The following is an 18,579-nucleotide window of genomic DNA, read 5'->3' as shown; positions in this document are numbered from 1 at the left end:
CGGCTCAACTCCTGGTGCGTCGCCCGGCCTCCTCCTGTTTCAACTCCTTCTTGGAGAGTTTTCCGATCATCGTCTTGGGCAGTTCGTCGCGGAACTCGATCTCCGCCGGCATCTCGATCTTGGAGAGCTTCTTCTCGAGGAATTTCAGGATTTCTTCCGTGGTTGCGGTCTTGCCCTTGCGAAGCTTTATGAAGGCCTTCGGCGCCTCGCCCCGGTAGTCGTCCGGAATGCCGATGACTGTCACCTCCTCGACTGCCGGGAACTCATAGATCGCCTCTTCCACGCGGCGCGGATAGACGTTGTAGCCCGAGCAGATGATGAGGTCCTTGAGGCGGTCGACGATGAACGTGAAGCCCTGTTCGTCCATGTAGCCGACGTCGCCCGTCCGCAGCGCCGCCCCCACCATGACGTCCGCTGTCTCGTCGGGGCGCTTCCAGTAGCCCTTCATGACCTGCGGCCCCTCGATACAGATCTCCCCCTTCTCCCCGATCGCCAGGATGTTCGCGGAGTTCCCGATCTCGCGGATCGTTATTTTGGTTCCCGGAACAGGCTGCCCGATGGAGCCCTCCTTTACGATGCCGCCGATCGGATTGCAGGTGGCCACCGGCGAGGTCTCCGAAAGGCCGTATCCCTCCACCAGCTTGCAGCCGGTCATCGCCTCGAAGCCGCGCTTGACCTCGATCGGCAGCGGCGCCCCGCCGGAGATGCACATCTTGAGCGAGCTGAGGTCGTAGTTTTTGATTTTCGGATGGTTCATCAGCGCGTTGTAGAGTGTCGGCACACCCGGCATGATGCTCGGGCGCGTCTTGGCGATGAGCTTGAGGCCATCGTCGAGCATGAACCGCGGCATCATCACGATCTCGGCCGCCCGCGCAATTCCGAAGTTCATCACCGTCGTCATCGCGAAGACGTGAAAGAACGGCAGCGCCCCGAACACCTTTTCCTTTCCGTCGACGAGGTCCGGCGCCCAGTGCGTCATCTGCGAGATGTTCGCGGAAAGGTTGGCGTGCGTCAGCATCGCGCCCTTCGGCGTCCCCGTCGTGCCGCCCGTGTACTGCAGCACGGCGATGTCGTTGGCTGGATCGATTGCAACCGGGGAAAGCTTTCCGTCGTTGTCCGTCAGGGCGTCGTCGAAGAGCAGGCGATCGGCCACGGCCGAGGTACGGGGGCGGGCGAGGTCCTTGCTCTTGAGAAGCTTGAAGAGCGCCGATTTCAAGCCTGGCAGCAGGGCGGGAAAATGCGCGATGACGGCCCGCTTCAGCGCCCCGGTCTCGATGAGTTCGGCGACCTTCCCGAACAGGACGGCGAGGTCGAGTGTCACCATGATCTCGGTTTCGCTGTCCTTGACCTGGTAGGCGAGTTCCTCGACCGTATAGAGCGGATTGTAATTCACGACCACGGCGCCGAGCTTGAGGATGGCATAGTAGTAGGCGATGAAGGTCGGCGAGTTCGGCAGGAAGAGGCCGACCTTCGTGCCCCTGGTGACGCCGGCCGCCGCCAGTCCCTTGGCCGCCTTGTCCGAATGCCGGAGCATGTCCTCGTAGGTGATCGTCGCACCGAGGAAGTTCGTGCAGGTGTTCTTGGGGAACCGGCGAGCGGCGTGCTCGAGCAACTCGTGCATGGGGTGCTGCGCGAGCGGTGCCTTCCACTCGACACTGGCCGGATAGTGAGCGAGCCACGGCATCGTCGCGGTGCTGGCGGCACCGGGACCGGGCGCGTTGCCGCTTGCAGAGTCGTTCATGCTTCGTCCTCCCACCCGCGCACGGTTTATTTGCTCTTTGCTCGCCGATCGTCGGGCATGCGGATTTCGCACTGCGCCGGCTGCCGGCGGGCCATGGCGCGCCAGAACCTAACCTTTGCGTCAATCTAGTCCAAAAGTCTAGGTCACCCAGCCGGCCTCCAGTCAGTGCGCGGCGCCGCGCCGGTCTTCAGCGCCACCTCGACAGGGTCCAAATTTGGGTATATCGGCGCACAGTCCTTGCCCACCGGTGCCGCGCGCTTTAGCACCAGCAGTGACGGCGGGCGCCGTTGGCGCGGCGCGCGGCGGCGCGGGGATGGCGGCAGGTGCCTTCGGCACTGTTGATCGAGGAGCTGGCAATGGACGACGTAGCCACGAAGATCGTCGAGATCCTGCGAAAGCACATGAAGGCGCCGGACAAGAACATCACCATGGAGACCAAGCTCGACGAGCTGGAGATCGAGTCGCTCGACCTCGCCATGATCGTGTTCGACCTCGAGGACACCTTCCAGATCGAGATCCCCTACAACGCCAACGAGGAAGTCGAGGACTTCAAGACCGTTGGCAGTGTGGTGGAGCGTGTTCGGGCCCTCGTCGAAAGTCCTGGCGGCGCCGCCGCCTAGTTGAATGACGGGAGCCGGTCGCTCCGGTAGCGCTCCGTCCCCCAGGGCGGCGTGGTGGGGCGGGCAGCGTCTCGCAATCCGAGGAGGCCGGCATGACATCGAACAGGGCACGGCGGCGCGTCGTGGTCACCGGCATGGGCGTCGTCAGCCCGATCGGTGTTGGCGTCGAGAACTATTGGCAGGCCATGCAGGCCGGGGCCTGCGGCATCGGCCCCATTACCAACTTCGACACCGAGGACCTCTACATCACCATCGCCGGTGAAGTGAAGGATTTCGACCCCAAGCCGACCTTCCAGGCGCTGAAGCGTGACAAGGTCCTGCCCCACGCCGACCGCTATTCGCATTTCGCTGGCGTCGCCGCCATGGAGGCGTTCTCCATGGCCGGCCTCGAGGGGCCACTCGAGGACGGTCATCGCGCGGCCTGCATCATCGGGTCCGGCGCCGGCGGCCTGGTGACGTTCGAGACGGCCTATCGGGACCTCTTCATCCTGAAGAAGAAGGCGACCCACCCGCTGACCCTGCTGCGCATCATCGGCTCGTCGGCGGCCGCGCACGTCGGCATCGAGTATGGCATCAAGGGGCCGACTTTCGGCACCGTCAGCGCCTGTTCGACGGCTGCTCACGCTATCGGCCTCCTCTTCGGCTTCATTCGCGATGGCCTCGTCGACGTTGGTATCGGAGGGGCCTCGGAGTCGGTCCTCAACTTCGGAACCATGCGCGCCTGGCAGGCGATGCGTGTGCTCTCGCCCGAGGGCTGCTTTCCGTTTTCCAAGAAGCGCAACGGCACGGTGTTGGCGGAAGGCGCCGGCCTCCTCGTGCTCGAGGAACTCGAGCGCGCCAAGGCGCGCGGCGCGACGATCCTCGGCGAGGTGCTCGGCTTCGGCATGACCTCCGATGCCAAGGACATGGTCAACCCGGACATCGAGGGGCCCAAGGAGGCCATGCGCCTCGCCCTCGCCGACGCGGGCCTCGCCCCGTCCGACGTCCAGTACGTCAATGCGCATGGCACCGCGACGACCGTCAACGATCTGAACGAGACCCGTGCCATCCGCGAGGTCTTCGGCCCGGCGGCGATGGATTTGTCGGTATCATCGACGAAATCGATGCACGGTCATCTGCTGGGTGCCGGCGGTGGCATCGAGGCGGTGGCCTGCCTCAAGGCGATCGCCGAGGGCTTCGTGCCCGCGACCATCAACCTCGCGGAGGCCGATCCGCAGTGCGATCTCGACTACACGCCGAACGTCGGGCGCCGGCGGCAGGTGACGCACGCGCTGTCGAACTCCTTTGCCTTCGGTGGGCTGAATGCCGTCCTCGCCTTCGGTCCCGCTCCCGTCTGAGGCCAGCAGGTTGAAGGCCGAGGCGGTTGGCGCGATCCCCGTGGCCCGCCCGCGCGCTGTCAGGGCGCCGGCCTGAGGCCGTGCGCCCGTTGCAGCACGATCGATTGCGGCGCTCCTAGCGCGTCCTGAACGGCTCGCGCTGCCAGATCTTCTGCAATTCGGTCTGGCCGCCGCCCGTCGGTGCGGACGCGGGGGCCGATGCGACCGGCGGCTTGGCCAGTTCCGCCTGGGCGGCTGCGGCCGCGGCGCGCCTGCGCGCCTCGATCGCGGCCGAAGCCCGGCGAAGTTGCTCCTGTTCAGCTTGAAGCGCGGCTCGCCGCAGGGCCTCCGCCCGCTTGCGCCGCAAGGCCGCCGTCGCCTTCGCGGCACGCGTCGTTGCCACGTCCGGTGCCGTCGGCTGCGGCGCCGTCGCGGCGCTCACACCGCGCTGGGCGTTTCGGGGCAGCGCGGCATTGGTCGTGGCGGGTGTCCGCCGCGCCGTGGTGACACGCTCGCCGGCACCCTGCTGACGGGGCGGTTGTGCCACCGCCGCGGCAGCCGGCTTCTTGGAGGCCCCCGCCATCGGATCCGCGGTGCCGATGCCCGCCGGTTTGCGGGCGACCGCGCCGGGTGCACCGGGACCACTCGCAGCGGCTGGTGCCGCCGCGCCTTCGGTGGCCGACGTCGTGGCGCCCGCCGTGGCCGGCGCGCTCGCCGAGCGCACCACCTCGCTGGCGCCGGCAACGGGCGCTCCGGCGATGGTCGGCGTGCTGCCGGCGGGTGTCGTCGCGACCGAGGGAGCGGCGCTTTCCGGAACGCTAGCATGTGAGAGCGGTTCCGCAGGCATTTCGTCCGCCGGCTTGGCGACCTCGAGGGTCGGGCTTCCGAGCACTATTGCGGGCCGCTTGCGTTCGATCCCGGGCATCTCGTTGGTTGCCTCGGACCCGGCCTCGGGCGTGTGCTTTGCCGCAGCTGCCGGTGCCACGGGAGCCACCGCGAACTCGGGTTTGGCGTCGGCATCGGTCGCCACGGGCGGGGGCATCCGGTCCGCCGCTTCGTCCGGCTTGTTGGCCTTGATGCCGGACGAGGGGTCGTCGGGCGAAGCTGGGCGTCGCCGCGGCAGCGAGCCGACGATGGGCTCCTGATCGACGCGAGCCGGACTGGCGGCCGCGGTCTGCTGGCGCCGCGCTGGTAGGTCGGTGATCGTGGGTGCGGTCGGCGCGAGCGCCGCGACACGGCTTGGCTCGGCTTGTGTTCCTTCGGTGGATGTTGCCGTGGCGGCGGTGGTCCCCGCCTCCGCGGTGCCTTCTTCGGTCCGCGCAACCTCGCCGGGCTTCGGCCTTGCGCGTGTCGGCGCTGGCAGCTCGCGCGATTCCCGATCGAGTGCCAATTTGGCTCTCTCGCTACCCTCGCTCGCGATGCTCGCCGAGGCGAAAGAGAAGAACGAGCCGCCGCCGGTGGTCTCGGCCACCGCGGCAACGGTGGTCCGGCGTACCGGCAACGCCACGGTCGGCGTCGGCCGGCTCACTCCGGCATCGGCGACCAGCGGCGCCCGCTTGTCGAGGATGCGGCGGTACTCGGCGACGAGGTCCGCACGGGCTTGATAGGGCGCGCGGGTCTTGAGGTGGACCACCTTGTAGCCCTCGGCGGCGAGCGCATCGAGGATCATCGGGACGGCCCGCACGGTCTCCTTCTTGATGTCGTGGAACAGCAGGATGCCGTTGCCGCGCGCCCTGAGGCGCTCCATCGTGACGCGCAGCATCTTTTCGGCGCTGTAGCCGTCGGTGTCACCGCTGACCACGTCGACGGAGATGGAGCCGACGTTGGCTTTGGTCAGCTCGGCGAGCAGCACGCGAGAGGTCGAAAGGTAGGGAAAGCGAAAGAGGGACGAGGCCGGCCGCCCCGTGATCGCCTCGAGCGCCGCAAATCCGCGCTCCACCTCGTTGCGGCCGCCGGAAAGGCCGGTGCGTCCGAGGTTCGCGTGGCTCCAGGTGTGCCCGGCCAGCGTGTGGCCCCGCCGCACCACTTCGCGCAGCGTGTCCGGATAGGCCATGGCCATGCGGCCCACCGCAAAGAACGTGGCCTTCACGCAGTGGCGATCGAGGCTGTCGAGGATCGGGCGCGTGCGCTGAGGGATAGGGCCGTCGTCGAAGGTGATGATCACCTCGCCCTTTTTCAGGATGCCGGTCTCGCCGTGGTTGATCGAGCCGTGGTGGCTGGGCTGGCTGGTGTCCAGCACCACGGTTCGGCCCATCTGTACGGCCCCGCGCTTGGGAGTGCACGCATCCGCGACTCCAGGTGACGCGATCGTCGCCACGAGAGCGAGAAGCGAGAAAGCTCTGATCATCATCTAAGCCTCTTGGTGGGCGCAGCGCGCGTGAGAATCACCGACCCGTTGCCCGGTGGCAAGAATTTCACGGATATTGCACCGCAAATTCTTGCAAAACTGTCGCGTTCGGCGCACGTGTCGCCCCGGCTGCCCGACGCCAGCCTTGCGGAGCGTCGGGACGCAAAGTGCGCCCGATTGCCCCGTCCTGGTGCGGCGCGGGCCTACTGTAGCACAGTCGACGGGGTCACCGGCAATGGACGAGGCAACGCCCCCCGCCAGCGATAGCGTGCGCCCGGCGACCGAGGAAAGCCCGGTTACCAGCCGTTTCGTCGCACGCATTGGCGACCTCCTCGAGGCCGGCGATCTCGATCGCTTGCGCGCCGCCGTCGAAGAGTTGCACGCCGCCGACCTTGCCGATCTGGTGGAACACCTGGAGCCGGACCAGCGCGTCCGCCTCTTTTCGACGCTCGGCGAGCATCTCGACTTCGACGTCTATGCCGAACTCGATGAAACGGTCCGCGACCAGATCGTCGAGGACCTGCCCAACGATCAACTCGCCGCCGCTGTGCGCGAACTCGATTCCGACGACGCCGTCTACCTGCTGGACGGTCTAGACGCGGACGACCAGAGCGACGTTCTGGCGCAGGTTCCCGAGAGCGATCGCGCCCAGATCGAGCGCAGCCTGCAATATCCTGAAGAGAGCGCCGGCCGTCTCATGCAGACGGAGTTCATCGCGGTGCCTCCCTATTGGACGGTCGGCCACACCATCGACCATATGCGCGATACCGAGGACCTGCCGGAGACGTTCACCGAGATCTACGTGGTCGACCCGACTTTCCACCTGCTCGGTACCGTCCGGCTCGACCGTCTGTTGCGCACCAAACGCCCGGTCCGCATCCAGGAACTGATGGACGACGACGTCTCGAGCCTCGAGGTCGGTCTCGACCAGGAGCAGGTCGCCCGTCAGTTCGAGCGGTACGACCTCTACTCGGCGCCGGTCGTCGACGAGAACGGCCGGCTCATCGGTGTCGTCACCGCCGACGATGTCATGGAAGTGATCCAGAGCGAGGCCGAGGAGGACATCAAGGCGCTCGGCGGCGTCGGCGACGAATCCATTTCCGATACCGTCATCCGCATTGCCCGTGGCCGATTCGCTTGGCTCCTCGTGAACCTCGCGACGGCAGTCCTCGCCTCGCTGGTGATCGGCCTTTTCGATGCGACCATCGAGCAGATGGTCGCGCTGGCGGTGCTGATGCCGATCGTCGCCTCGATGGGGGGCAACGCCGCGACGCAGACGATGACCGTCGCGGTGCGCGCGCTCGCGACCAAGGAGCTGAGTGTCGTCAATGCCCGGCGCATCGTCTGGCGCGAGGCCGTCGTTGGATTGCTCAACGGGCTACTCTTTGCCGCCATCATGGCCGGCGTCGCGATCGTCTGGTTCGGGTCCAATCAGCTCGGCCTCGTCATCGCTGCGGCCATGCTGGTCAACATGCTGGTTGCCGGCATCGCCGGCATCCTGATACCCATGGCCCTCGAACGCCTCGGGGCCGACCCGGCCATCGCCTCGAGCGTATTCGTGACGACGGTCACGGACGTGATCGGGTTTTTTGCTTTCCTTGGCCTTGCAACCCTGGTTCTCGTCTGAGCCGGCAACGCTTGACCGGTAAGTCTCGACCGGGGCAATGGCGACGACACCCCTTCGCCCATCGCCTCATTTCATCTCGACCAGCCGGCGGATGTTCATGAGGCGCGCGCAGATGACGAGCAGCAGCACCGTGATGACGATGATGACGCTCGAGGCCGCCGCCACGATCGGCGTCAGCAGGTAGCGGATCTTCGGCCAGATGGCGACCGGCAGCGTCTTGACCTCGGCCGTCCCGAGGAACAGCGCCATGATGAATTCGTTGATCGAGATGATGAAGGCAAAGAGCGCCCCGACGAGAACGCCGGTCGCGGTCAGCGGCAGCGTCACCTCGCGAAAGACCACGAGCGGGCTGGCGCCGAGCCCAGCCGCGGCCTCCTCGAGCGAGCGATCGACGCCCTTGAGCGTCGTGCGAAGGACGACGAAAACGAGAGGGATCGCCCAGAGCGCGTGCGCCGCCGCGACGGAAAAGTGCGTTCCCCAGATCCCGATCCAGCGATGGAAGGTGAGCGAGCCAAGGCCGATGACGACGGGCGGAATGAACAGCGGCAGCATGATCGCGAGGTTGAGCGCGCCGGCCCACTTGAGGCCATAGCGCGTGAAAGCGATCGCCGCCAGCATGCCGACCGGCAGCGAGATGACGATCGTCAGGAAGGCGACATAGAGGCTCGAGCGCAGCGCATCGGTCCACTGCCAGTCGCCGAAGAACTCCCGGTACCACTTGAGCGAGAAGGTGTCCGGGATGCCGATGTGTTCCGACGGATTGAACGAGACGAGGACAGAGACCACCAACGGCACCAGCAGGACCGCGATGGTCACGAGGTTGAAGACGACGAGCAGCAGCCAGGCGAGCCGGGCGGTCATGCGGCGTTGTCCTTGCGTTGGATGATCTGCAACAGCACCATCACCACCATGATGATCGCCATGAGCACGAACGCGACCGCCGCCCCCATGGCCCAGTTGAGCCGCCAGTTGACCTGCTGATCGACCTCGATCGCGAGCGGATAGAGTTCCGGCTTGCCGAGGAGGTATGGAGCCGCGAAGGCCCCCGCTCCCCACATGAAAGAAAGCAGCACCGAGGCCGAGATGGACGGCATCGAGAGCGGCAGCGTGACTTCGAGGAAGGCCCGTGCGCGGCTGGCGCCGAGCCCTTCCGCCGCATCGACGAGTGCGCTGTCGATGGCGTGCAGGTTGGCGACCATCAGGAGGACGCAGTACGGCATCACCAGTACCGTCTCGCCGAGCACCACCCCGAAGAGATTGAAAAGGAGCGGGAGCGGCTCCGAGATGAGCCCGAGCCCCATGAGCAGGCTGTTGACGAGGCCACTCGTGCCGAACACCACCAGCAGCCCGTACATCAGAACCAGCACGTTGGTGAATTTCGGAAGGATGACGACGAGGAGGAGAACACTCTTGAGCCACGGCGGGGAGCGATAGATTTGATAGGCGAGCGCGTAGGATACGAGTGTCGAGACCACGCAGACGATGAGACCGAACTCGATGGTGAAGAGCCCGAGCTGGCGGAAATAGGGGTCGGAGAAAAAGCGGACGTAGTTGTCGAGTGTCCAGGTCCCTGGCTGATAGAACGGTGTGCCCTCGCCATAGCCCGTGCCGCCCGGGTTCGCCGCCAGACTGATGCGCAAAAGCCCGAGGGCGGGAAAACACAGGAACGTGACGAGGAAGAGGACCGCCGGCGCGAGCAGCAGCAGCGCCGGCCGGCGCGCGAGGCCGGAGACGAGCGCGCGGCCTCCGTCGAGCGCCCGCGCAAGCGGCCCCTGCCGCATGATGTCAGCCCGGTCAGGCAATGATGCTCCCCCGCTCCGGCGGCCACCACGTCTCGACCCGGCTGCCCGCCTCGAATGTCGGATGCTCACTGGTCAGTGGCTTGCTGACATGCAGCACGAGATTTGCCCTCGTTCGCACCCGGTAACTGACACTCGAGCCGAGATAGGTGACGAAGACGACCTCACCGGCCGAAACGTTCGCGGCCCCGGCCGGCGCGCGCTCGCCGATTTCGATGCGTTCCGGGCGGATGGAAATGGCGGCCTTGTCGCCGGTAGCGGCGCCGGCCCGCCGGCTCGCCACGAAGCCGACGCCATCGCCCATGTCGATCCGTCCGAGGCCGCGGCCCGCGAGCCCGTCGGCGTCCCCCTCCAGTCGTCCCTCGAGAAAATTCGTCTCCCCGATGAATCGGGCAACGAACGAGGTCGCCGGGTGGTTGTAGATTTCGCCCGGCGTGCCGAGCTGGTGGATGCGCCCGCCCTCCATCACCGCGATCCGATCCGCCATCACCAGCGCCTCCTCCTGATCGTGCGTGACGAAGAGGGCGCTGATGCCGACTTTTTCCTGGATCAATTTGATCTCGACGCGCATCGTTTCGCGCAGCTTGCGGTCGAGATTGGCGAGCGGCTCATCGAGCAGCAGGATCGCGGGGCGATGGATGAGCGCGCGAGCGAGCGCGACGCGCTGGCGTTGGCCGCCTGAAAGTTGGCCGGGATAGCGCGTGCCGTAGCCGGACATGTCGACCAGTTCGAGTGCCTCGGCCGTGCGTGCCTTGCGCTCCGGCTTCGGCACGCCCCGCATTTTCAGCGCGAAGCCGACATTGTCCTCCACGCTCTTGTGCGGAAAGAGCGCGTAGCTCTGGAATACCATCCCGATGTCGCGTTTGTGGATGGGCAGTTCCGTGACCGAGCGTCCGGCGATCTCGATGGTGCCGCTGGTTGGCGTCTCATAGCCGCCGATGCACCGCAATGTCGTTGTCTTGCCACATCCGGAAGGGCCGAGCAGCGCCACCAGCTCTCCCTCTCCGACCTCGAACGAGACACCGTCGACAGCCGTCGCCGCGCCGTATCGCTTGATGAGATTCTCGACGCGAATGCGTGCTGCCATTGCCGAGCCTGTTTCCGAGCCTGTCGAATTTTTCGATCCCTACCTTGCGTCACGGACGCGGCAGGCGCCGGCCGCGCGTGCAGATCGCAAGGTTCATCGGTGGGCCTGCGGATCGCTGCCCCGGCGCCCCACATTCCTCGCAGGGCGCCGGCGGCCTGATGTCGCCGTCGCGTCAGCTCTTGCGGAGCACCTCGCGCGTCCAGAAGTCGTTGATCTTCTCCCAGTTGTTGCCGGCGAAATAGGTGTCGTAGGGATAGAATTCGATCTTCGACCAGCTCTCGGCGTCGGTCGGCAGGAACCGCTTGTAGAAGGGGCTCTCGGTGGCTGCGCGGCCGGCCGCCGCGAGGTTCGGCACCGCGAGCTTGCCGGCCGTCCCCCACTTCACCATGAAATCGTCGGCGAGGGCTTCGTTGATCCACTCCTCGGCGAGGCGCTTGTTCTTGGACCCCTTCGTCAAGGTCCAGAAGAGGTGCACCATCGCCGTGCCCTCGCTCGGCAGAACCGATTTGACGGGCTTGCCCTCGTCCTCGGCGCCGAAAGGACCGGTCGAGTGCACGACACCGCCCGCGATCTCCTTGGCGAGCAGCTTACCCATGAAGTCGCCGGTCGACGTCCACCAGAGGCGAATGATTTCCCTGTTCTCCTTGGCGAAAGCGAGCACGTCGTCGACGCTCTTGGCGAGTTCGGCCGCACCCCCGCCCGGATTGCCGGCCTGCCCGGCTTTGATCTGAGCAAAGGCATAGAGCGACTGGTAGGGCGCGTCGTACATCGACAGCTTGCCCTTGAGATCGGCCCGCAGGAGATCGTGCCAGTGCATCGGCACGTCGCTCACCGCCTCGGTGTGGAAACCCATCACCATGGCCGAGCCGGCGAGGTTGGCACCCCAATTCTCCTTCTGAATCCAGTTCTCCTGCATGCCGACCGGGCTTTTCTTGGCGTTCGGCACATTGGCAGGATCCATCTGCGTGAAGAGGCCTTCCTTGATGGAGGGAAAGCCCTGCGTCGGATCGGTGATGACGACGTCGTAGACCGGCTCACCGGGGGGCGACGCCTTGAGCTTGGGCAGCATGTCCCACCAGCCGGCATCGAGCCGAACGCGCGCGCCCGTGCGTTCCTCGAACGCCGGCACGAGGTGCGTCTTGATCGTCGACTCGTAGGATCCCGCATAGGTGAATACGGAGAGAGTTTTGCCCTCGTAAGGCTTGGCGCCGCGGGCGATGCTCGGAAAGGCGAGCACGGCGGCGGCGCTCGCGCCACCTTTGAGCGCGTCGCGGCGGCTGATCCTCGTACGCATGATTTAATTCCTTTCTCGACGTTTCCCGAACCGCGGCCTCTGTCTTCTCGTTGCGCCGCTCATCGATATATAAGCATCGACAACGATGTCCGTACAACCTAATCTTTGCCCCGATCGCGGCTTGGAGCTGGCCCGCGGCGTCCTGCCGGTCGGCGATCGCCGGTGGGCTTGACGACCTGGTGGGGAGGGCGCCACGATGGCGCGAGGTTGGGAGCCGGACATATGCCTTTGAACGATGACCACGTCGTCGTGATCGGCGGGGGGCTTTCGGCGTTCGCCAAGGAGCGTCCGGACGGAACACCAGTCGACTGGGTGATCGAGGCCGCGCGTGCCGCCGTCGCCGATGCGGGAATCGATCCTTTCGCGATCGATCACACACTCGTCGCCTACGAGAGCGAAATACTCGCCCGCCAGCTCACCCTCGGTCAGGTCGTGCAGGACCAGCTCGGTCTCAATCCGCGCCCCTCGATCCGCATCGAGGCGGGCGGTGGCACGGGCGGCGGTGCGCTCAGAACGGCCTACGCCTATGTCGCGAGTGGTCTCTGCGAGGCCATTCTCGTGCTCGGCGTCGATGCCGTCGGCCGCCAGGTCTCCGCCTCCACCGTGCGTCAGGTCTATGCCCTTTCCGGCGACGTCGATTTCGAGATGGCGGCGGGAGGGTTTTTCATGGCCTACTACGCGCTGATGATGCGCGAGCACATGCGCCTTTACGGCACCACCGAGGAGCAGATGGCGACGGTCTCGGTCAAGAACCACCGCAATGCCTGCTCCAACCCGTGTGCGGCCCTGCCCATGCGCATCACTGTCGACGACGTGCTCGCCTCCCCGCTCGCCGTCGCGCCCTACAAGCGCCTCGACTGCGCGATCCTCGCCGACGGCGCCGCTGCGCTGGTGATCGCGCGAGCGAGCTGGGCGCGCAAGAATTCGCGCGCCTATCGCGACCGCCCGCGCGTGCGCTTCACCGGCACCGGTTGCGGCACCGAGCGCGTGCGCCTTGGCGATCGCCCGACGCCCTACCCCGGGCTCGCGCATTTTCGCGCCAAGCGCGAGGCGGCGCGCGCCGCCTACGCCATGGCCGGCATCGACGATCCGCTGCGCCAAATCGATGTTGCGGAGGTTGCCGACACCTATACGGGCGCCGAGCTTCAGGCCTACGAGGCTCTCGGCTTCTGCCGCGACGGCGAGAGCGGACCGCTCGCGGCGGCTGGCGTCTTCGATCTCGGCGGCGCCATCGCGACCAACACCTCCGGCGGGCTCATCGGGCAGGGCGCCCCGCCCGGTGCCATGGGCCTCGCCCAGGCGGTCGAGGTGCTCCGCCAGTTGCGCGGCGAATGCCCGCCCGAGCGCCAGGTCGTGAACGCGCGCCGCGGCCTCATGGACATCCACGGCGGCACCTCGAGCTTCAACGTGGTGACGATCTTCGAGCGTGAGGAGTAAAGCATGACCGCGACGGTCAAACGCAAGGTGCGCTCGTTCGTCGCCGAACCTCCATCCGGCGGGGACGGCGGGAGCGACGAGTGGCGTGATTTCCGCTCCGTCGAATTGATCGACATGCCGCTCGAGTTCCGCTTCAATCACTCCCTCGGCAAGCTTTCGCGCTTCTTCCTCGAACTCGAGCAGCGACGCCTGATGGCGACGCGGTGCCCGGCCTGCGGCAACACCTGGATGCCGCCGCGCACCGTCTGCCCGCAGGATTGGAGCGTGACGAACTGGGTCGAGTTGCCTGGCCGCGGCGTGCTCGAGGCCGCCGTGCGCAGCGCCTACACCGCCACCACCGACGGCGGCACCGACGACTTGGTTCTCGGCTACGTGCGCCTCGAGGGGGCCGCGACGAGTCTGCTCCAGCGCATCCGCAACTACGGCGATCCCGCACGCCTCGTCCATGGCCTCGATCTCGAGGTCGTCTGGGCCGAGGGCGAGGTCGGCCATCCCATGGAGCTTTTCTGGTTCGAGCCCGCCCGTTAGCCAAGCCCGGCAGGGCAGGGGATATCAGCATGCACTTCGAGCTGTCGCACGAGCAGGAAGAGATCGTCCGCACGACGCGCGCCTTCGTCGAACGTGTCCTCTATCCGCACGAGGACGCCGTCGAGCGCCTCGGCCACGTGCCGCGCGAGTTGATCGAGGAGATTCGAACCGAGGCAACGCGCGCCGGATTGTACGCTGTCAACATGCCCGAGGAACACGGCGGCGGCGGTCTCGATCCATTCACCTGCAACCTCGTCGATCGCGAGCTCGGTCGCGCTTCCTATGGTCTCCAGAACCTCGTTGCGCGCCCGAGCAACATCCTGCGCGCTTGCGAGGGGTGGCAGGTGGAAGCATATTTGCGCCCGACGGTGCGCGGCGAGCGGCTCGAGTGCCTGGCGCTGACCGAGCCGGAGGCGGGATCCGATCTGCGTGCCATGCGCACCGAGGCCCGCAGGGATGGCGACGACTACGTGATCAACGGCCTCAAGCACTTCATCAGTCGCGCCGACATCGCCGATTATATCATCCTCTGGGCGGCGAGCGGCGCCGAGGATGGCCCGCGCGGCCGCCGCCGGCTCATCACGACGTTCCTCGTCGACAAGGCGACGCCGGGACTCACCGTGCGCAAGGGCTACGATTCGATTTGCCACTCCGGCTACAACAACATGATCCTGGAATTCCAGGATTGCCGTGTTCCGGCGCGCGCCATCCTCGGCGCCGAGCACAAGGGGCTCAAGGTCGCCAACACCTGGCTTGCCGCCACCCGCCTCCAGGTCGCCGCCATGTGCCTCGGCCGGGCCCGGCGGGCCTACGAAATCGCCAGTGTGCATGCCGCGAACCGCCGCCAGTTCGGCCGCCCGATCGCCGACAACCAGGGCGTCTCCTTCATGGTGGCCGACATGGCGCTCGACCTCAGGATGGCCGAACTGCTCACCCTCGAGGCGGCCTGGAAAGCCTCCGTCGGTCGTTTCACCCTCGAGGATGCGGCGGCCGCCAAGATCGCGGCGACCGAGGCGCTCGGGCGCATCGCCGACCGTGCGGTGCAGATCCTGGGTGGCATGGGTGTCATGGCGAATTTCCCGGTCGGCCGCATCTGGCGCGACGCCCGCGTCGAGCGAATCTGGGATGGAACCAGCGAGATTCAGCGCATGATCCTCGCCAAGGCACTGCTGCGCGATCTCGGACGCTGAAGAATTGAGGGGATTGTTCGCATGACCTGGACCATTCCGCAGGGCACCCTGTCCCGCGAGGCCTTCACGCGCGAGCCGGCGAGTGGCCGCTACAGGATTTCGATCCCTCCTCGCCTGAACATGGCCGAAGTGCTGGTCGGCCGGAACGCGCGCGGGCCACTCGCCGACCGTCCGGCTCTCCTCTTGGAGGCGGGCGACGGGCAAGTGACGGCGATCAGCTACCGCGAACTCGAGGAGCGCGCCTGCCGCCTCGCCGGGGCGCTCGTCTCGCTCGGCGTCGGCTTCGGCGACCGTGTCGCGATCCACAGCGCCCAGCGGCCCGAGACGATCGTCGCGCATCTTGCCACCTACAAACTCGGCGCCATCGCGGCGACGATCTCGGCCTTGAGCGGCCCCGACACGATCGCCCATATCCTCGACAACAGTGGCGCCCGCGTCATCGTGACGACCGATGCGCTCTGGCAGCCACAACGCCCTCTGCGCGCCGGTTTTTCCCGCCTCGAGCATGTTCTCGTTGCCGGCGATACGCAGGCCGGCGAGATCGGGCTCGCGCACGCCATGGCGCGCGCCGAGCCGCACACCGCCGTCGCCGATACCGGCCCCGAGGATGGCGCGCTCCTCATCTACACCTCGGGCTCGACCGGCCGGCCGAAGGGCATCCTGCACGGCCACCGCATCCTGCCGGCGCTCAATGCAACGCTCGAACTCTTCTATCAGCTGGAATTGCGCGAACCCGGCGCTGTCATGTGGACCGGGGCCGACTGGGCCTGGATCGGCGGGCTCAACGACGTCGTCTTTCCCGCCCTGACCTATGGTCATCGTCTCGTCGTCAGTGAGCACCGCTTCGATCCGGAATGGGCGCTCGATCTCATGGCGCGCCACGGCGTCACCCATTCGCTCCTCACCCCGACCGCCCTGAAGCGCCTCCTCCAGGTGCCCAATCCGCGCGCCCGCTTCGACCTGTCCCTGCGGGTCTTCTTCACGGGCGGCGAGCCGCTGCCGGGCGACACGCACAGGGGGCTTGCCGAGCAGCTCGGCGTCGTCTGCAACGAGGGTTATGGTCTCTCCGAGGTCAACCAGATGATCGGCAACTGCCAGCGCCTTCGTCCGGTCAAACCCGGGTCGATGGGCTGGGAGTATCCGGGGCACAGGGTGGTGCTCGTCGCCGAGGATGGCACCCCGGTGGCGCGCGGCGACGTCGGCGAGGTCTGCGTGACGGACGACGATCCGACGCTCTTTCTCGGCTATTGGGGCGAGCCCGGTCTGACCGCCGACATGCGGCTCCCCGGTGGTCTCGTCCGGACGCGCGATCTCGCGGTCGAGGACGAGGATGGATATTTCTGGTATCGCGGCCGCAACGACGACCTCATCAAGAGTGCCGGCTTCCGCATCGGTCCGGCCGAGATCGAGGAGGCTCTCCAATATCATCCGGCCGTCGCGGATTCGGGCGTCATCGGCGTGCCCGATCCCGAGCGCGGTCAGATCGTCAAGGCGTTCGTGCTCCTGGCCGCCGGCCATGCCCCGTCCGACGCGCTCGCCGAGGAACTCGCACGCCACGTCAAGGAGCGTATCGGTCCCTACAAGCAGCCCCGTGCCTTCGAGTTCGTCTCCGAACTGCCGACGACACGAAGCGGCAAGGTCTCGCGCTCCGAATTGCGCCGAATGGAACGCGAGCGGCGCGAGGCGGAGGGCTCCTGAGACCGGCTTTGCGGTCACCGGTCGGTCGCGGACCTGCGATCTTCAGGTGCGGTCTTCCCGCACCGGCCATTCGAGGCGTACCTCGTCGCGCGCCTCGTCGATCACCACCTCGGGCGCCGGTCTGAGACGCAGGTCGTGCCCGCTGACATCGCGTCCGCTCGCGATATCGAACTGATAGCCATGCCATGGGCAAGTGACGACGGTGCCCTCGAGATCGCCTTCGTCGAGCCGGCCCTGCATGTGCGGGCAGATGCACGAGAACGCCAGGAGCCGTCCGTCCGCCTCGACGATGCGGAAGCGCTCCTCGCCGAGCGTCACCGTCATCGGCAGCTTGCCGCGTACGTCGGCGGGAGAGCCGAGCACGCGCACCGCGGTATCGGCGCGTGGCCGGCGGTCCAGATAGTTCTGGCGCGCCAGCATCATTTCGAGGTCTTCGTCCCAGAGGTTGGCATAGAGCTGTTTATAGGCCTCGCCGATGCGCGCTGCCTTGGCGCGATCCGCGATGGGCAGGTTGAACGCGACCCGGATGTCGGTCTGGCGGGCATCGACCGGCATGAGGTGGGTCCAGATTTCCGTTCCCTCCCCGAAGCCGGAGAGGATCCGCGAGACGTAGCGCCGCGCCTCGCGCTCGACCTTGATCTCCATGATGGAGATGCGTTCGGGCGCCGCTGTCTGGCGCAATTCCGCCCGCCAGCCCCAATCGCCCTTCTCGAGGCAGGTGAGCGAGGAGAACGACGATCTGTGCAGCCAGGGCAAATGCTCGAAATCGAACACGTTTTCCCAGATCCGGGCTTCCGAGACGGGAACCCGACGTTCATAGACGCCGGCCTCGACGAGGTTCGAATTCGTCATGGCGAAACCTCCCGGCATGATGGCCAATGCCCAAGGGAACCACCTTTCCTCCCCGCGCGCAACCTCGGGTCTGCCCGAACTCAACCTCCTTGCCATCCGCCCGCGGCATGCGGGCCTTGCGCCCGAGGCGGAGGCGCGACACACTCGCGGGCGCGCGAACGGCAAGGGGAGTGTGGCCGGTGGGGGCATTGAAGACGATCCGGCTCGAGATTTCGGACGGCGTTGCCGTGTTGACGCTCAACCGACCGAAGCGGCTCAACGCCATCGACGCCGTCATGAAGCGCGAGCTTTCCGAAGTCCTGGACCGCCTCGAGACCGACGACATGGTCGGTGCCATCGTTCTCGCGGGCGCCGGGCGAGCGTTCTGCTCGGGCATGGACCTGAAGGACGATGCCGTCGGCGGCACCTCTGGGATCGAGGGCTGGCGGGGCGTGCTCGGCGGCGACCTTGCATTTCTTCTCCGCTTCTGGGATTGCCCAAAGCCCACCATCGCCGCCATCCACGGGCACTGCGTCGCAGCCGGCTTCGAACTCGCCATGTGCTGCGACGTGACGATCGCCGAGGAGGGCACCATCGTCGGCGAGCCGGAGCTTCTCTTTGGCAGCGTCATCACGGCGATGATGATGCCCTGGCTCGTCGGCCCCAAGCACGCCAAGGAACTGCTGCTCTCGGCCGACGACAAGGTGACCGCCGAGCGCGCCGCCGAGATCGGTCTCGTCAACCGTGTCGTGCCGAAGGGCGAGCACCGCACGGCCGCGCTGGCGCTCGCCCGCCGCATCGCCAGCCTCGATCCCGACGCCGTCCGCCTGACCAAGGAGGCGATCAACCGTACCTTCGAGATCATGGGACTGCGCGAGGCGATGCGCGCCAATCTCGATCTCGCGGTCCAGATCGAGTGCCTCGACACTCCCTCGCGCCGCGCCTTCCGTGAGATCACCCGGCGTGATGGCCTCAAGGCCGCGCTCGCCTGGCGCGACGCCCGTCTCGCAGGCGGCGAGCGCAACGATTAGGAGGCGTCGAGGCGCGCCATCGGGAGCATAGGG

15 protein-coding genes are annotated in these 18,579 nt (G+C 66.8%); 8 read left to right on the top strand and 7 right to left on the bottom strand.

The window, feature by feature from the left end:
* Positions 1-4: 4 nt before the first annotated feature.
* A complete protein-coding gene (locus GC150_08155; GenBank protein ID MBI1384866.1) occupies positions 5-1,741 on the bottom strand; it encodes an AMP-binding protein in 1,737 nt (578 codons plus the stop codon).
* 356 nt (positions 1,742-2,097) lie between these two features.
* Here GC150_08155 and GC150_08150 point away from each other — a divergent pair, with 356 nt between their 5' ends.
* On the top strand, positions 2,098-2,361 hold the full coding sequence (locus GC150_08150) for an acyl carrier protein (GenBank protein ID MBI1384865.1): 264 nt from the start codon (positions 2,098-2,100) through the stop codon (positions 2,359-2,361).
* A gap of 92 nt (positions 2,362-2,453) precedes the next feature.
* Entirely contained in the window at positions 2,454-3,698 is a 1,245-nt protein-coding gene (locus GC150_08145) for a beta-ketoacyl-ACP synthase II (protein ID MBI1384864.1), read from the top strand.
* A 115-nt stretch (positions 3,699-3,813) separates the two neighbouring features.
* On the opposite strand, the gene GC150_08140 is transcribed toward GC150_08145, so the two are convergent.
* Complete coding sequence (locus GC150_08140; protein ID MBI1384863.1) at positions 3,814-6,027, bottom strand: polysaccharide deacetylase family protein; 2,214 nt, start codon at positions 6,025-6,027, stop codon at positions 3,814-3,816.
* Positions 6,028-6,259: 232 nt separating this feature from the next.
* On the opposite strand from GC150_08140, the gene mgtE reads away from it, so the two are divergent.
* On the top strand, positions 6,260-7,651 hold the full coding sequence (gene mgtE, locus GC150_08135; protein ID MBI1384862.1) for a magnesium transporter: 1,392 nt from the start codon (positions 6,260-6,262) through the stop codon (positions 7,649-7,651).
* Positions 7,652-7,717: 66 nt separating this feature from the next.
* Here the strand turns inward: mgtE and GC150_08130 are convergent, their stop codons facing one another.
* The 4 genes from GC150_08130 to GC150_08115 form a co-directional block, all read right to left on the bottom strand.
* Positions 7,718-8,512, bottom strand: a complete 795-nt coding sequence (locus tag GC150_08130) for an ABC transporter permease subunit (GenBank protein ID MBI1384861.1) — start codon at positions 8,510-8,512, stop codon at positions 7,718-7,720.
* The gene (locus GC150_08125; protein ID MBI1384860.1) at positions 8,509-9,453 is read right to left on the bottom strand and encodes an ABC transporter permease subunit; all 945 of its coding nucleotides are present in this window, start codon (positions 9,451-9,453) and stop codon (positions 8,509-8,511) included. Before GC150_08125 ends, GC150_08130 begins: the two co-directional genes overlap by 4 nt.
* Complete coding sequence (locus GC150_08120) at positions 9,446-10,537, bottom strand: ATP-binding cassette domain-containing protein (GenBank protein ID MBI1384859.1); 1,092 nt, start codon at positions 10,535-10,537, stop codon at positions 9,446-9,448. Before GC150_08120 ends, GC150_08125 begins: the two co-directional genes overlap by 8 nt.
* A gap of 172 nt (positions 10,538-10,709) precedes the next feature.
* Positions 10,710-11,831, bottom strand: coding sequence for an extracellular solute-binding protein (locus GC150_08115; GenBank protein MBI1384858.1), 1,122 nt, complete (start codon positions 11,829-11,831; stop codon positions 10,710-10,712).
* A 222-nt stretch (positions 11,832-12,053) separates the two neighbouring features.
* Between GC150_08115 and GC150_08110 the strand changes: the two genes are divergently transcribed.
* The 4 genes from GC150_08110 to GC150_08095 are packed head-to-tail and all read left to right on the top strand — an operon-like array spanning position 12,054 to position 16,684.
* On the top strand, positions 12,054-13,268 hold the full coding sequence (locus GC150_08110; protein ID MBI1384857.1) for a thiolase domain-containing protein: 1,215 nt from the start codon (positions 12,054-12,056) through the stop codon (positions 13,266-13,268).
* 3 nt (positions 13,269-13,271) lie between these two features.
* Complete coding sequence (locus GC150_08105; protein ID MBI1384856.1) at positions 13,272-13,796, top strand: hypothetical protein; 525 nt, start codon at positions 13,272-13,274, stop codon at positions 13,794-13,796.
* A gap of 29 nt (positions 13,797-13,825) precedes the next feature.
* Entirely contained in the window at positions 13,826-14,986 is a 1,161-nt protein-coding gene (locus tag GC150_08100; protein ID MBI1384855.1) for an acyl-CoA dehydrogenase, read from the top strand.
* Positions 14,987-15,007: 21 nt separating this feature from the next.
* Positions 15,008-16,684 (top strand): AMP-binding protein, encoded by a 1,677-nt coding sequence (locus GC150_08095; GenBank protein ID MBI1384854.1) that lies wholly within the window; start codon positions 15,008-15,010, stop codon positions 16,682-16,684.
* 42 nt (positions 16,685-16,726) lie between these two features.
* Here the strand turns inward: GC150_08095 and GC150_08090 are convergent, their stop codons facing one another.
* Positions 16,727-17,725, bottom strand: coding sequence for a Rieske 2Fe-2S domain-containing protein (locus GC150_08090; GenBank protein MBI1384853.1), 999 nt, complete (start codon positions 17,723-17,725; stop codon positions 16,727-16,729).
* On the opposite strand from GC150_08090, the gene GC150_08085 reads away from it, so the two are divergent.
* Positions 17,644-18,546, top strand: coding sequence for an enoyl-CoA hydratase/isomerase family protein (locus tag GC150_08085; GenBank protein ID MBI1384852.1), 903 nt, complete (start codon positions 17,644-17,646; stop codon positions 18,544-18,546). The two genes, GC150_08090 and GC150_08085, sit on opposite strands and share 82 nt — an antisense overlap.
* Positions 18,547-18,579: the final 33 nt, after the last annotated feature.

The sequence above is a fragment of the Hyphomicrobiales bacterium genome (genome assembly GCA_016125495.1).
Lineage (GTDB): Bacteria > Pseudomonadota > Alphaproteobacteria > Rhizobiales > RI-29 > RI-29.
Note: the sequence above shows the minus strand (reverse complement) of the source record. Positions and strands in the feature narration are given on the sequence as shown.

Coding starts and splice junctions, on each gene's coding strand:
- mgtE (MBI1384862.1), top strand. CDS start 6,260: ATGGACGAGGCAACGCCCCCCGCCAGCGATAGCGTGCGCCCGGCGACC.
- GC150_08090 (MBI1384853.1), bottom strand. CDS start 17,725: ATGCCCCCACCGGCCACACTCCCCTTGCCGTTCGCGCGCCCGCGAGTG.
- GC150_08085 (MBI1384852.1), top strand. CDS start 17,644: ATGCGGGCCTTGCGCCCGAGGCGGAGGCGCGACACACTCGCGGGCGCG.
- GC150_08130 (MBI1384861.1), bottom strand. CDS start 8,512: ATGACCGCCCGGCTCGCCTGGCTGCTGCTCGTCGTCTTCAACCTCGTG.
- GC150_08140 (MBI1384863.1), bottom strand. CDS start 6,027: ATGATGATCAGAGCTTTCTCGCTTCTCGCTCTCGTGGCGACGATCGCG.
- GC150_08100 (MBI1384855.1), top strand. CDS start 13,826: ATGCACTTCGAGCTGTCGCACGAGCAGGAAGAGATCGTCCGCACGACG.
- GC150_08150 (MBI1384865.1), top strand. CDS start 2,098: ATGGACGACGTAGCCACGAAGATCGTCGAGATCCTGCGAAAGCACATG.
- GC150_08105 (MBI1384856.1), top strand. CDS start 13,272: ATGACCGCGACGGTCAAACGCAAGGTGCGCTCGTTCGTCGCCGAACCT.
- GC150_08110 (MBI1384857.1), top strand. CDS start 12,054: ATGCCTTTGAACGATGACCACGTCGTCGTGATCGGCGGGGGGCTTTCG.
- GC150_08095 (MBI1384854.1), top strand. CDS start 15,008: ATGACCTGGACCATTCCGCAGGGCACCCTGTCCCGCGAGGCCTTCACG.
- GC150_08115 (MBI1384858.1), bottom strand. CDS start 11,831: ATGCGTACGAGGATCAGCCGCCGCGACGCGCTCAAAGGTGGCGCGAGC.
- GC150_08155 (MBI1384866.1), bottom strand. CDS start 1,741: ATGAACGACTCTGCAAGCGGCAACGCGCCCGGTCCCGGTGCCGCCAGC.
- GC150_08120 (MBI1384859.1), bottom strand. CDS start 10,537: ATGGCAGCACGCATTCGCGTCGAGAATCTCATCAAGCGATACGGCGCG.
- GC150_08145 (MBI1384864.1), top strand. CDS start 2,454: ATGACATCGAACAGGGCACGGCGGCGCGTCGTGGTCACCGGCATGGGC.